The organism is Streptomyces sp. NPDC040432 (genome assembly GCF_055595445.1).
Genome location: NZ_JBVIVP010000002.1, coordinates 543,601 through 557,188, shown reverse-complemented (window position 1 = coordinate 557,188; position 13,588 = coordinate 543,601). Strand labels below are relative to the sequence as shown.

Below are 13,588 nucleotides of genomic sequence, written 5' to 3'. Positions count from 1 at the left end.
CTTGAAAGCCGTAACGTGCGGATTTGCGCCACACGTACAGGACAGTGAACGGGTTGGGGACTTTGCTGGGGGACGACGCGGAGCTGACCGCCGCGGTGCTCGCGGCACAGGACGGCGACGAGAACGCGTTCCGGACTGTGTACCGCGCCGTGCACCCGCGCCTGCTCGGATACGTACGCACGCTCGTCGGCGACGGCGACGCGGAGGACGTCACCTCCGAGGCCTGGCTGCAGATCGCCCGCGACCTCGACTCCTTCACCGGTGACGCCGACCGCTTCCGCGGCTGGGCCGCCCGCATCGCCCGCAACCGGGCCCTCGACCACATCCGGATGCGCGGTCGCCGGCCCGCCATCGGCGGCGACGACAGCGAACTCACCGGCCACGCCGCCGACAGCGACACCGCGGGCGCCGCCATGGAGGCCCTGTCCACCGGCAGCACCATGGCGTTGATAGCCCAGCTCCCGCAGGACCAGGCCGAGGCCGTCGTGCTGCGCGTGGTGGTCGGCCTCGACGCGAAGAGCGCCGCCGAGACCCTGGGGAAGCGGCCCGGCGCGGTCCGCACCGCCGCACACCGGGGGCTGAAGAGACTCGCGGAACTGCTGGGCAGTGCCGAAAACGAAGCGGAACCCGGCCCCTGCGTCGGCCATAATGCCGATGACCAGGCACGGGAGCGCGATCTGGACGCCGTACCGGCGCAACGCGGCCGCGCCGGGGGCCTCGTAGAACAAACCGGTGTGACGCATTCACGTTGGCGGACGCAGAAGGACATGTGATGGCCGACGAGCACAACGGGTGGCTGGACGCAGCCGCGGCGGACAGGTTGCTGCGCGGAGAACCCGCCGACCCGGCCGGACCGGGCGCCGATCCGCGGGACCGTGCCGGGGAGGCCCGGCTGCGCGCCGCCCTGGAGTCCCTTGGCGTGACCCCGCGGCCCGACCGGGAACTGCCCGGCGAGGAAGCCGCCCTGGCCGCCTTCCGCGCGGCGCGCGGCACGGCCCCGGCCCCGCGGCGCCCCACGGCCGCGCCGGCCGCCCACGAACCCGCCGCCCACGAACAGCTGGTCTCCCTCACCCCGGCGGCGACCGTACGGATCCCGGCGCAGCGGCGGGCGAGCGCCCCGGTCCGCTTCGGCCTCGCGGCGGCCCTGGCGGGCGTCGCCGTCGGTGGGATCGCGGCCGTCGCGAGCAGTGGCCTGCTGGACCGTGAGGCCGGACACACCGCGGCCCCCGCCCCGGCCGTCTCGGTCAGCGCCGACACGGACGGCCCGGCCGGCGGGGCGAGCGACGGCCCGGCCCCGCTCATCCCGCGCCCGGACCCCACCAGCCCGCAGCGCGGCGGCGACGGCTTCGCCACCTCCCCGGGCACCTCGCGGATGCCGGGCACGGACAGCCGTACGACTCCCGGCACCACCTCGGGCAGCGGATCCGGATCCCACTTCCCCACCGGCGGGGCGGGCACCGGCATGAGCACCAGTACCGGATCGGGCGCGAACGAGACGGCCGACGGTGGCCGGGAACTGTTCAACGACCGGACGGACAAGGCGGACGGCAGCGGCGGCGGCAGCGGCAAGGACCGCGACCGTGACAGGCAGGCGCGGGCCGCCGATCTGTGCGAGGACTACCGCGCGGGCCGGATGAACGACGACCGGCGTTCGCGCCTCAGCAAGCTCGCCGGGGCCCTCGCGAAGATCCCCCGGTACTGCGAGTTCGTGCTGGACGGTCCCCGTGACGGTCTCCCGCAGGGCGGCTGGGACGGGGTGGGCGGCGAGGTCCTGAAGGTTCCGGCCCCGACCCCGACCCCGGCTCCGGGCGTCTCGCTCGGCTCCCGCCACCGCCGCTGAACCGCCGGGGCGCCGCCGGGAACGGCTCGGCACACCCCCCAGTAACACTTTTCGAACCGCCGGCGCAGTACATAACGAGCCGACTGGTCATCGGCCGCGCATGAGCCGGGGTTCCCCCCGTACCCCTGGGCTCTGCGCAACCGGCGCGGGCGGGGCACGTTCCCCCGGCCCTGCCCGCGCCCTCAACTTCCGCCCGGTGGATCACCGGGCGTCGATCACCAGTAGACGACGACCTTGTCGCCCACCTGCACCTGGTCGAACAGGGCCGACAGCCTGGCCATGTCCCGGACGTTCACGCAGCCGTGGGAGCCACCGCTGTAGCCGCGGTTCGCGAAGTCCTGCGAGAAGTGCACGGCCTGGCCGTGGCTGAAGAACATCGAGTACGGCATGTCCGTGTGGTAGAGCGTCGACTTCCACGTCCGCTCCTTGCGGTCCACCTTGAACAGGCCCTCGCGGGTCGGGGTGTTCTCCGACCCGAAGCGCACGTCCATCGACGAGACCGCCTTGCCGTCGACCATCCAGACGAGGGTGCGGCTCTCCTTGCTGATGCACATGACCCGGCCCTCCATGCAGCGCGGGTCCGGGGCGGCCGGCTCGTTGCTGGTCGGCGGGCGCAGCTCCTGCTCGGTCGGCGGCTTGCTGAGGCTCTGGACCTTCTGCCAGGTGGCCTCGTCGACCGCGCCCGTCGCGGGGAGCCCGTTGTTCGACTGGAACGTCTTGACGGCGGCCGTGGTCTTCGACCCGTAGAAGCCGGTGGGGGCCACCGACACCAGCTTGAGCTGCCGCAGCCTGGCCTGGAGTTCGCGGATCCGGTCGCTCTCGTCGCCGTTCGCCATGATCGGCTTCGCGCCGCCCTGCGCCGAGGGCTGCCCGGCCGAGGCGGACGTGCCCGGAGCCGGCGAGGACCCGCCGCCGCCCGGCTTGTTGTCCGGCCCGGACGGGGAGGCCGCCGGGCCCGACGTGGACGAGCCCGGTGCGGCCGGTGCGGAGCCCTGCGGGCTGCAAGCGGTCGCGGCGAGCACGACCGACGCGGCCAGGCCGAGCGTGCGGATCATGACTTTCTGGCGGTACATCGCGGTCCCCCGATTTCAACGTCTGTGTATGCAAGTGATGCTTCGGGGGCGCGGAGAGTTGCGGAGGGTTCCCGGATGTTGCGCCATTGTGACCAGAGGCCGTCGAGGGACGGTTGTACCAGCCTCCGCACCCGTCGGCGCGGCGGCGCCCCGACGGCCCTCACGGGGCCTCGTACCAACCCGTGAAACCCACTGGCGGTACAGGTGCGTACCTGTGCGACACTCCTGCCCATGCTGGGTGTCACAGACCTTCCTACGTACCTCGCCGGCCTGGTGCTGATCGTTCTGCTGCCGGGGCCGAACTCGCTCTACGTGCTGTCCGTCGCCGCGCGCAGCGGGGTGAAGGAGGGCTACAAGGCGGCCTCCGGGGTGTTCACCGGGGACACCGTCCTCATGGTGCTGACCGCGGCCGGCGCGGGCGCGCTGCTCCAGGCGAGCCCGCTGGTGTTCACCGTCGTCAAGTTCCTCGGCGCCGGATACCTGGGCTGGCTGGCCGTCGGGATGATGCGGGCCGCGTGGGGGATGTGGAAGGACCGCAAGGTCCACCAGGAGGAGTTGCTGTCCGGCGAGGCGCCGGCGGGCATCGCCGAGCGGCCCTACCGGCGGGCGCTGGTGGTCAGTCTGGTCAACCCCAAGGCGATCCTGTTCCTGCTGTCGTTCTTCGTGCAGTTCGTGGACCCCGGCTACGCGTACCCGGCGCTGTCGTTCCTGCTGCTGGGCGTGGTGTCGCAGCTGGTGAGCCTCCTCTACCTGTCGACCCTGATCTTCACCGGGACCCGGCTGTCGGCCGCCTTCCGCCGCCGCAAGCGCCTCTCGGCCGGGGCGACCTCGGCGGCGGGCGTGCTCTTCCTCGGCTTCGCCGCCAAGCTCGCCACCAGCTGACCGGGCGCCTCGGGCACCCCGGCTACGAACGGCCCCCGGCCGGCGCCCCGAACCGGCGCCGCAGGCGGTGCGCCACCCGGCGCACGGCCGGACTGCGGGGCAGGAAGGCCAGCCGGGCGGGGATCCCTCCCGGCAGACCGAGCGCGGTCAGCCGGCGGCGCCCGAAGTACCGCCGGGTGGTGTCGTCCAGGCGCCGGGCCAGGTAGCGCTCGGCGTCCGCGCGCCGCTCCGCCAGCACCTTCGGCTGCATGGTGAACCCGACCGCGGCGACGAGCCCGGCGAGATCGGCGGGGGCCGCCGCGGGAGCCGTCGACCCGGCCGCCAGGTCCGGCACCAGCGCGTCCACCAGCGTCAGCGGGATCCGGTTGCTGTTCTGGTACGGGCTCAGGCGGGCCAGCACCGCCTCCGTCCCGGTGCGGGCCACCGGGATCCCGTACAGCGCCCGGGCGGTCAGCAGCCCCGTCGAGAAGCACCCCACCACCAGTGCCGGGCGCAGCCGTTGGTACAGGGTCTCGGCCAGCACCGGGGCGTCCGGCACCGTCAGGCGCGCCCCGAGGCGCGCGGCCTCCGCCTCCGCCCGCCGGGAGTAGGCCGCGGGGGCGCTGGGATGCGGTTTGAAGACCAGGTCCCGGTGGCCCCGGGCGAAGGCTCCCCGCACCATTTCCGCGTGCAGTTCCTCCTCCTCGGCGGGGGACAGCAGTTCCAGCGCGGAGAGGTACTGGCCCAGCAGCAGCGCGGGGCCCCCGCCGTCCTCGGCGGCGGCCGGTCCGGGCGGCGGCGGGCCCGGTTCCTCCGCCAGCTCCGCCAGCACCTTGAGGACGGCCGGCGTCGGGACCACCTCCGCCGGTACCCCGAACTCGGTCAGCAGCAGCGGTTCCAGACCGGGTACGAGGTCCAGGTGCAGGACGCGCCGCACCCGCATCCCGATCTGCGGGTCGAGCCGGAAGCGGGTCGGTCCGTAGGACATCAGCCCGTCCGCGTAGACCTCGACCGCGGCGCCCGGGAAGAGCCGGCACAGGCTCTGCGCGGGCGGCACCTGGAGGGACTCGACGATCAGCTCGACCCGGTCCTCGCCGAGCCCCCACAGGGCGCGCAACTGCCGCTCCCACATCGGGACGTCCTCGGGCCGCGGGGCCCAGGTGCCGGGGTGCTGCGGGGCGATGACGGCGTTCCAGTCGAGCACCTCGTCGAAGCGGGTGCGCAGCGCGGCGAAGCCGGGCCGGGCGGGCAGGCCCGGGCTGATCTCGGGGGTGGGGGAGTGGTTGCTGGTCAGCAGGATCCGGCGGGCGGCCGGGGGCAGGGCGCCGGAGTCCAGGGCGGCGGCGAGCGTGGCCGTCCCGTAGAGGGTCGAGGCGAGGAACACCTGGGTCACGCCGGTGCCGTTCACGCGGCGGCTCCCGCGGTCCGGGCGGTGCGCCCGGGGCGTACGGAGGCGCGGCGGCGCAGTCTGCGCAGGAGGGCCGAACGTTCCGCGTCCATCGAGTCGAGCGCCCGGTCCAGCACCGGCCCGGGCATGCGGTCGAGCGCGTCCGCGCTCATGGCCCTGAGTTTTCCGGCCACGGCCGGTTCGAATTTTTCGATCGACCCGATATGGTGCGCGATGATCGCGCAATACGTTCGAACCGCTTTGTGGATCAAGAGGTCGCATTCCGGATCGGTGGCGGTGTCCGCGAGGACCTGATCGAATGCGCGGATGAAATCGAGCTGCCGTTCGTCACCGATCTGCGTCAAGGACGTGGAAATGCCGCGCCGGTAGAAGATCCCGGGCATTCCGACCGCGGCGAAGGAGCGCGCCTCCCGGTGCAGCCGCCAGATCCACGGCCGGTCCTCGGCCGTCCGCAACCCGTCCGTGAAGTGCAGCAACCCCCGGTCCAACAGCCGCCGGTGGTACATCCCGGCCCAGGCGTACGCGTAGTCCACCCCGGTGGCCCGTGAGACCGGCAGGATCGCCGCGCGCGGATCGGCCGGCACGCCCTGCGGCCCGTACGGAACACGCTGCACGCTCCGGGTCCGGCCGGTGACCTGCACGTGGTCGGTCCGGACGAAGTCGCAGCCCAGGGCCTCGATGGCGGCCAACGTACGGGCGAGGTGCCCCGGTTCCAGCCAGTCGTCGCCGTCCAGGAACGTCACGTACTCCCCGCGGGCCGCGTCGAGGCCGGTGTTGCGCGCCGCGGCCAGCCCGCCGTTGCGGTCCCGTCTCAGGTGCACCGCCCCGGGCAGCGCGGTGGCGGCCCGTTCCAGCAGCTCGGGTGTCCCGTCCGTGGAGCGGTCGTCGACCAGCAGGAATTCGAAATCCTCACGGGCGTTCAGTTCGAGACTCTTCAGGGCATCCGGTGCGTATGTCTGCACGTTGTAGAACGGCACGACGACAGAGAGCTTGGGCACCTGTGAGACCTTAGGGGGCGGTGCGTCATTCGCCGTGGCTCGTACGCGGATTCCACGTGAACGAAGAGCGGCGGGCGCGTTAACCCGCGCGCTTTCGCATTTCGTCGACGGGTTGTTAACCCACCGTTGTGCGCTCGTTGGGCCGAACACCGGAAATGCGGAATAGCTTCTGCCGGGTGCCAGTGCCATTCAGCAGCAGCCGAGCCGATCTCCGCATCGCCGTCATCGCCGATTCCGACACGCGGTGGAAATGGGGCGCGCTCACGGCCCGCCGTCTCGCCCCCGACCCGGAACACCGCCGGGTCACCGGCTACCTGTTGCGCGGCCGGGCCACCCCGACACCACGTCAACTCGACGAGGTGGGCGTCGCGGTCGACGGCCTGCCGACGGAGGTGACCTGCGCGGAGTTCCTCGACGTCCTCGGGCGCGAACGGTTCGACGTGGTCGTCCTCGCCCTCGTCGGCGGCGCCGTCCAGGCCGTCCTGCACGGGGCCCGCGCCCTGTGGCCGGGCCCGGCCGCCCGCCCCGTCCTCGTCACCGGGTACGTCGGGGTCGTCTACGAGAAGCTCGCCGACGGACTGCTGCTGCGCCACGGCGCCGACCTCGTCCTCGCCAACTCCCGCCACGACGCGGGCCGCTTCCGCGCCGTGTACGAGGGCGTCGGCGCCGATCCGGGCGCCGTCACCGAGACCGCCCTGCCCTTCCTCGGCGGGGCCCCGTACGCCCCCGCGGGCAGCCGCGCCCACACCGTCGTCTTCGCCGTGCAGCCCTCCGTCCCCGAGTCCCGCGCCGACCGTACGTACCTCCTGCGGCGGGCCGCCGGGCACGCCCGGCTCCACCCGGACCGCGAGGTGCTGATCAAACTGCGCAGCAGGCCGGGGGAGCACACCACGCATCTGGAGGAGCACCCGTACCAGCGCCTCGCCGACCGGCTCCCCGGCGGGCTGCCGGCCAACTGCCGCCCGGTCCACGGGAACATGGGCGAGGTCCTGGACGGCGCCGACCTGCTGGTCACGGTGTCCTCCACCGCGGCCCTGGAGTCCCTGCACCGGGGCATCCCGACCGCTGTCCTGACCGACCTCGGGATCCGTGAGGCGCTCGGCAACCACCACTTCCTCGGCTCCGGCTGCCTGACCTCGTGGGACCGCCTCGACGAGGGCCTGCTGCCCCGGGCCGACCCGCATTGGCTCGCCGCCCAGGGAGTCACCGCCGGCCCGCCCGGTCCCGTCCCCGCGTCCGACGGGGCCCCCGACGCCCACGCCGCCGCCCGGACCCGCCTCGCCGAGCTGCTGTCCCACGACCGGCTCCCCGCCGTCGCCCCCTACTACACCGCGGCCACCGCGCCCGGGTACCTCCCCGGCATCCTGGCCCGCCACCACCTCGACGTCGACGGGACCCCGCTGCCCGGGGCCGCCCGACAGGCGTCCACCGGGTCCGGGCCGGGCCGCTGGGTCCGGGCCCGACTCCGCGAGACCGCCCGCGGCACCTACCGGCACGGCGTCCAGCGCGTCGCCCCCGTCATCCGCAGGCTGGGGGAGCTGTGAGGGTCCTCGCGGTGATCCCGGCCCGGGGCGGCTCCAAGGGGGTGCCGGGGAAGAACACCGCCCCGGTCGGCGGGGTACCGCTCGTCACCCGCGCCGTCCGCGCCTGCCTGGCCGCGCCCACCGTCACCGACGTCGCCGTCTCCACCGACTCCGACGCGGTCGCCGAAGCCGCCCGCGCCGCCGGGGCCCGGGTGATCCGCCGCCCGGCCGCGATCTCCGGGGACACCGCGAGCAGCGAGGCCGCGGTCCTGCACGCCCTCGACGCCCTCGACGCCTTCGACACGGCGAACGACGCGGACGGCGTGGAGGGGAGCCGCTCCGCCCCCGTCGACGTCGTCGTCCTGGTCCAGTGCACCAGCCCGTTCCTGACGCCCTCGGACGTCGAGTCCGTGGCCGCCGCCGTCGCGTCCGGGGCGGCCGACTCGGCCCTGACCGCGGCCCCGTTCCACGGGTTCCTCTGGCGGCGCGGACCCGACGGTTCGGGGACGGGGGTCAACCACGACGCCGCGCACCGGCCCCGCCGTCAGGACCGGTCCGCGGAACTGCTGGAGACCGGCGCCGCCTACGCGATGTCCGTGCCCGGCTTCCGCGCCGCCGGGCACCGCTTCTTCGGGCGGATCCTCCCCGTCACCACCGACCCGGCGCGGGTCCTGGAGATCGACGACCCCCACGACCTCGCCCGCGCCCGCCTCCTCGCCCCCCTCTTCGACACCACTCCCACGGCTGCGGCCGAGCTCCCCGCACCCCCGGCGCCCGCCGGGACCCCGCGCACCGAACGAAGGGCATCCCCCGCCATGACCGTCACCCCCGACTCCCGCCTCCGCGCCTTCGGTTCGCGGACCGCCGGCCCCGGCCGGCCCGTCTACGTCGTCGGCGAGATCGGCATCAACCACAACGGTGACCTCGGCACCGCCCTCGCCCTCGTCGACGCCGCCGCCGAAGCCGGCTGCGACGCCGTCAAGTTCCAGAAGCGCACCCCGGAGATCTGCACCCCCCGCGACCAGTGGGACATCGAACGCGACACCCCCTGGGGCCGGATGACGTACATCGACTACCGCCACCGCGTCGAGTTCGGCGAGGCCGACTACCTCGCCATCGACGCGCACTGCGCCCAGCGCGGCATCGCCTGGTTCGCCTCCCCCTGGGACACCGAGGCCGTCGCCTTCCTGGAGAAGTTCGACCTCCCCGCCCACAAGGTGGCCTCCGCCTGCCTCACCGACGACGAACTGCTGCGCACCCTGCGCGCCACCGGTCGCACCGTCGTCCTGTCGACCGGCATGTCCACCCCGAAGCAGATCCGGCACGCCGTCGAGGTACTGGGCAGCGACAACATCCTGCTCTGCCATGCCACTTCGACCTACCCGGCGAAGGCGGAGGAGCTCAACCTGCGGGTCATCAACACCCTCCAGGAGGAGTACCCGAACGTCCCCATCGGCTACTCCGGCCACGAGACCGGCCTCCAGACCACCCTGGCCGCCGTCGCCCTCGGCGCCACCTTCGTCGAACGGCACATCACCCTCGACCGGGCCATGTGGGGCTCCGACCAGGCCGCCTCCGTCGAACCCGGCGGCCTCACCCGCCTCGTCCGCGACATCCGCACCATCGAGACCGCCCTCGGCGACGGAGTCAAGCGCGTCTACGACTCCGAACACGCCCCGATGAAGAAGCTCCGCCGGGTCCAGGCCCCGGTCCCCGCAGCCGTCTGACCTCCGCTCCGACCCCGCACCCTGACGAGGAGTACGTGGTGTCCCGCTCAGCCCCCACCCTGGCTTTCGTCGAGAGTCCCGTCCAGCTCCTGAACGTGCTGGAGTGGGCGTACGCCCACGACGCCGCCCCCGGCGTGCGCCCGACCGGCGCCGCCCCGCTGCTCGACGGCGTACCGCCCCAGCGCGACCGCCGCCCCGGCCCGACCCCGGCCGCCGACCCGCCGCGGATCGTGGTGCTGCCCCCCACCGACCCCATGTCCCGGGGCCAGCTGCGCCGCGTCGCCTCCCTCGCCCGCGACGAGGGGTACGACGTCCACTGGCAGGAGGCCCGCGGCGGCTCCGGTGCCCCCCTGAAGGCCCTGGCCTCGCTCGCCGCCGCCGTGCGCGGCGCCGAGCGGATCGTCGTGGGCGACCCGTTCTCCCGCTTCGTACAGCTCCTCCTGGCCCCGGCCCGGGCCACCGAACTCGTCGTCGTGGACGACGGCACCGCCACCATGGAGTTCGTCGCCCAACTGGGGCGGGGCGAACGACTGCGCCGCTGGCACCGGGCCGGTGGCGGCCCCGCAGCCCGGGCGCGCGAGCTCGTCCACGCCCCGGTGTCCGGCGCGGCCCGCCGCCGGCTGACCCCGGGGAAGCACCGCCGGGTCGAGGTGTTCACGTCGATGCCCGTCGAGGCCCTCCCCGGCATGGACCTGCGGGTCAACGACTTCGCCTGGACCCGCTCCCGGTTCGGGCCGCCGCGCCTGACCAGGGGCACCGACCTGGTCGGCACCTCCCTGGTGGAGACCGGCGTGGTGGACCCGGACCGCTACCTGGAGGCGGTGCGCGCCCTGACCCGCGAACACGGCGTGACCCGCTACTTCGCGCACCGCCGGGAGTCCCCGGAGAAGCTGCGCGCGCTGAGCGAGGCGGCCGGGCTGGAGATCGTACGGCCGGACCTGCCGCTGGAACTGATCGCCCGGCGGGGTCCGATCGCCCGGACCGTCGTCAGCTTTCCGTCCACGGTCGTCCACACGCTGCCGTACGCCCTGGCCGGTACCGGGGTGACGGTCGCCGTCCGCGCCGTCGATCCGGCCTGGCTCACCGGGACCGCCTCGCCCAGGGCCCGCGGCTTCCTCGCCGGGGTCACCGACACCGCCCGCGATGTGCGCAGACTGCCCGCGCAGGCCGCTCCCGCCGCCGGATGAGCGCGCGAGTTTACCCCCGGGCGCATCCGGTCATGCGTCCAGAGGCGGGGATTCTTTCCCCTGACGGCATGAACTTTTTGTGATCTCCAGCCAGTTGACCCGTTCGTGGGCCTACCCTTCAACGGGTGAACCAGTTGATGTCCCGCGAGTCCCAGACCGCCCTGCCCGGCACGCCCGACCGGCCCGAGCTGCCCGGCAAACTTCCGGACCACCTGCGTGCCGAACTGATCGCCTTCCGACGGGACTTGCACATGCATCCCGAGCTAGGACACCAGGAGTTCCGCACCACGGCCGCGATCAAGGCCCGGCTGGAGAAGGCCGGCCTGCGCCCCCGCGTGCTGAAGTCCGGCACCGGACTGATCTGTGACGTGGGGACGTGGGACGGCGTACGGCCCATGTTGGCCCTGCGCGCGGACATCGACGCCCTGCCCATTCCCGATGCCAAGACGCACGTCGCGTACCGCTCGACCGTTCCCGACCGCGCGCACGCCTGCGGCCACGACGTCCACACCGCCGTCGTCCTCGGCGCCGGCCTGGTGCTCGCCGAGCTCGATCGGCAGGGTCTGCTGCCCCGGCCCGTGCGGCTGCTGTTCCAGCCCGCCGAGGAGGTGCTGCCGGGCGGGGCGAGCGACGCCATCGAGTCCGGCGTGCTGGACGGCGTCGGCAAGATCATCGCGGTGCACTGCGACCCCCGCGTCGACGCGGGCCGGATCGGGCTGCGCCCCGGCCCGATCACCTCGGCGTGCGACCGCCTGGAGGTCAGCCTCTCCGGCGCCGGCGGCCACACCGCCCGCCCCCACCTGACCACCGACCTGGTCACGGCCGCCGCCCGCGTGGCCGTCGACGTCCCGGCGCTGCTCACCCGCCGGATGGACGCCCGCTCGGGCATGTCGGTCACCTGGGGCCGGATCGAGGCCGGGCACGCCTGCAACGTCATCCCGATGCACGCCGAACTGTCCGGAACCGTTCGCTGCCTGGACCTGGGTGCCTGGCACGAGGCCCCCGACATGATCCACGCGGCGATCGACGAGGTCGCGACCATGCACGGCGCCAAGTTCGAGATCAACCACGTCCGCGGGGTGCCGCCGGTGGTCAACGACCCGGTGGTCACCGAGCTGCTGCGCGAGGCCATGGCGGTCCGCCGCGGCGCCGACGCGGTCGAGGACACCGAGCAGAGCCTGGGCGGCGAGGACTTCTCCTGGTACCTGGAGCACGTCCCCGGCGCGATGGCCCGCCTCGGCACCCGCAAGCCCGGCGACACCACCAAGCGCGACCTGCACCGGGGCGACTTCGACGTGGACGAGTCCGCGATCGGTGTCGGAGTGGAGTTCTTCACCGCCGCCGTCCTCCTCGACGGCCTGCGCGCGGGGACGGCCACGGGCGCGACCCGCTAGCCGGCCGGCCGAAAGGAAGCGGCGAAGGGCCGGTCGCCGCAGCGGTCGAAGGACCGGGCTCCGGAGCGGTCGCCGAACCCGCTCGACGGGGCCGTCGATCGCCCGTCGGCCCCGGCCGGCTCGATGACCGACGGAGGTCCCTACAACAACCGCCGGAGATCCGGTGGAGGTGTCCAGCCCTTGGTACGCAAGGGCTGGGCCACGACTCAGTTACCGATCGGTCACTGTCCGGTTCGCGACGATCCGATAACGACTCATGAACGGGCCTTTAACTGACATCTACGCGCGTTACGATCGCCGCGAAACCAGCGCCGGTCGTGGCGCTTCGGTCAGGTTTTGAAGGAGCCTCCCCTTGCGCCGGATCACCAGGATCGCCACCGTGGGCATCGCGTCCGCGGCGCTGGCCCTCTCGGCCACCGCCTGTGGCGGTAAGAAGTCCTCGGACAGCACCTCCCCCTCGTCGAGCTCCGGCTCCGCCGAGGCCAGTGCCGCCATCGCGTACGACATCGGTGGCCGCGGCGACCAGTCGTTCAACGACGCCGCCTTCGCGGGCCTCGAAAAGGCCGAGAAGGAACTGAAGATCAAGGGCGCCGAGGCGGAGCCCACGGACGGCGAGGGCGAGGCCGACAAGGTCCAGCGCCTCACCGAGCTGGCCCGCAAGGGCAACAACCCGGTCATCGGCGTCGGTTTCGCCTACGGTCCGGCCATCAAGAAGGTCGCCCCGAAGTTCCCGAACACCACGTTCGGCATCATCGACGACACCTCGGTGCAGGACAAGAACGTCGCCAACCTGGTCTTCAACGAGGAGCAGGGCTCCTACCTGGCCGGCGTCGCCGCCGCCAAGGTCTCGAAGACCGGCACGGTCGGCTTCATCGGCGGCGTCGAGGTTCCGCTGATCAAGAAGTTCCAGGCGGGCTTCGAGCAGGGCGTCAAGGACACCAACCCGAACGCCAAGGTGCTCTCCACCTACCTGACCCAGCCGCCGAACTTCGACGGCTTCGCCAAGCCCGACCTGGGCAAGGCCGCCGCGCAGGGCCAGATCGACGGCGGCGCCGACGTGGTCTACGCGGCCGCGGGCCTCGCCGGCTCCGGTGCCATCGAGGCCGCTTCGGCCAAGGGCAAGTGGGCCATCGGCGTCGACTCCGACCAGTACAACCAGGCCGGTCTGTCGAAGTACAAGAACGCCATCCTGACCTCGGTCACGAAGGACGTCTCCGACTCCGTCTTCGACCTGATCAAGTCGGTCAAGGACGGCAAGCCGACCACCGGTGAGATCCGCTACGGCCTGGACAAGGACGGCGTCGGCCTGGCCGACTCCAACCCGGAGTACAAGAAGATGACCGAGGTCATCTCCGCGGTGGACAAGGCCAAGGCCGACATCATCGCCAAGAAGATCACCGTCAAGACCACCCCGTAGGGTTCCGTCCGACAGTCCGACAGCTCGTTGTGGTGCTCGGGGTTCGGGAAGCGGTTTCTGCCGCTCCCGGGCCCCGCACCGCGTCGGACACGTTCCGTGTTCACTCGTGGCCAGTTGGTCGCAAGTTTTCACTTTCGACAGTGCTACGCGCGTAGAGGCA

The 13,588-nt window shown here is 73.0% G+C and carries 11 protein-coding genes and 1 pseudogene; 9 read left to right on the top strand and 3 right to left on the bottom strand.

Annotated elements, in window-relative coordinates; translation table 11 throughout:
- Positions 1-62 precede the first annotated feature (62 nt).
- Both ACZ58N_RS06280 and ACZ58N_RS06275 read left to right on the top strand, forming a co-directional pair.
- Entirely contained in the window at positions 63-773 is a 711-nt protein-coding gene (locus ACZ58N_RS06280; protein ID WP_471156587.1) for an RNA polymerase sigma factor, read from the top strand.
- Positions 773-1,840, top strand: coding sequence for a hypothetical protein (locus tag ACZ58N_RS06275; RefSeq protein WP_471156212.1), 1,068 nt, complete (start codon positions 773-775; stop codon positions 1,838-1,840). Before ACZ58N_RS06280 ends, ACZ58N_RS06275 begins: the two co-directional genes overlap by 1 nt.
- A gap of 215 nt (positions 1,841-2,055) precedes the next feature.
- On the opposite strand, the gene ACZ58N_RS06270 is transcribed toward ACZ58N_RS06275, so the two are convergent.
- Positions 2,056-2,913: a L,D-transpeptidase family protein gene (locus tag ACZ58N_RS06270; protein WP_471156209.1), complete on the bottom strand. Its 858-nt coding sequence runs from the start codon at positions 2,911-2,913 to the stop codon at positions 2,056-2,058.
- 231 nt (positions 2,914-3,144) lie between these two features.
- On the opposite strand from ACZ58N_RS06270, the gene leuE reads away from it, so the two are divergent.
- Entirely contained in the window at positions 3,145-3,795 is a 651-nt protein-coding gene (leuE, locus tag ACZ58N_RS06265) for a leucine efflux protein LeuE (protein WP_471156207.1), read from the top strand.
- 22 nt (positions 3,796-3,817) lie between these two features.
- Here the strand turns inward: leuE and ACZ58N_RS06260 are convergent, their stop codons facing one another.
- Together ACZ58N_RS06260 and ACZ58N_RS06255 are read right to left on the bottom strand one after the other, a co-directional pair.
- Entirely contained in the window at positions 3,818-5,182 is a 1,365-nt protein-coding gene (locus tag ACZ58N_RS06260) for a polysialyltransferase family glycosyltransferase (protein ID WP_471156205.1), read from the bottom strand.
- Positions 5,179-6,180: a glycosyltransferase family 2 protein gene (locus ACZ58N_RS06255; protein WP_471156202.1), complete on the bottom strand. Its 1,002-nt coding sequence runs from the start codon at positions 6,178-6,180 to the stop codon at positions 5,179-5,181. The genes ACZ58N_RS06260 and ACZ58N_RS06255 overlap by 4 nt, the downstream gene beginning before the upstream one ends.
- 155 nt (positions 6,181-6,335) lie before the next feature.
- Here ACZ58N_RS06255 and ACZ58N_RS06250 point away from each other — a divergent pair, with 155 nt between their 5' ends.
- The 6 genes and pseudogenes from ACZ58N_RS06250 (at position 6,336) to ACZ58N_RS06225 (ending at position 13,428) form a co-directional block, all read left to right on the top strand.
- Complete coding sequence (locus ACZ58N_RS06250) at positions 6,336-7,724, top strand: DUF6716 putative glycosyltransferase (protein WP_471156201.1); 1,389 nt, start codon at positions 6,336-6,338, stop codon at positions 7,722-7,724.
- Positions 7,721-8,146, top strand: a pseudogene (locus tag ACZ58N_RS06245) (acylneuraminate cytidylyltransferase family protein); the annotation flags it as partial. The gene ACZ58N_RS06250 and the pseudogene ACZ58N_RS06245, both read left to right, overlap by 4 nt.
- A 372-nt stretch (positions 8,147-8,518) precedes the next feature.
- Positions 8,519-9,430 (top strand): N-acetylneuraminate synthase family protein, encoded by a 912-nt coding sequence (locus ACZ58N_RS06240; protein WP_471156584.1) that lies wholly within the window; start codon positions 8,519-8,521, stop codon positions 9,428-9,430.
- Positions 9,427-10,617 (top strand): hypothetical protein, encoded by a 1,191-nt coding sequence (locus ACZ58N_RS06235; RefSeq protein ID WP_471156581.1) that lies wholly within the window; start codon positions 9,427-9,429, stop codon positions 10,615-10,617. Before ACZ58N_RS06240 ends, ACZ58N_RS06235 begins: the two co-directional genes overlap by 4 nt.
- Positions 10,618-10,754: 137 nt before the next feature.
- Positions 10,755-12,011, top strand: a complete 1,257-nt coding sequence (locus ACZ58N_RS06230) for an amidohydrolase (protein ID WP_471156579.1) — start codon at positions 10,755-10,757, stop codon at positions 12,009-12,011.
- A 352-nt stretch (positions 12,012-12,363) separates the two neighbouring features.
- Positions 12,364-13,428, top strand: coding sequence for a BMP family lipoprotein (locus ACZ58N_RS06225; RefSeq protein WP_471156199.1), 1,065 nt, complete (start codon positions 12,364-12,366; stop codon positions 13,426-13,428).
- The last annotated feature ends 160 nt before the right edge of the window (positions 13,429-13,588 follow it).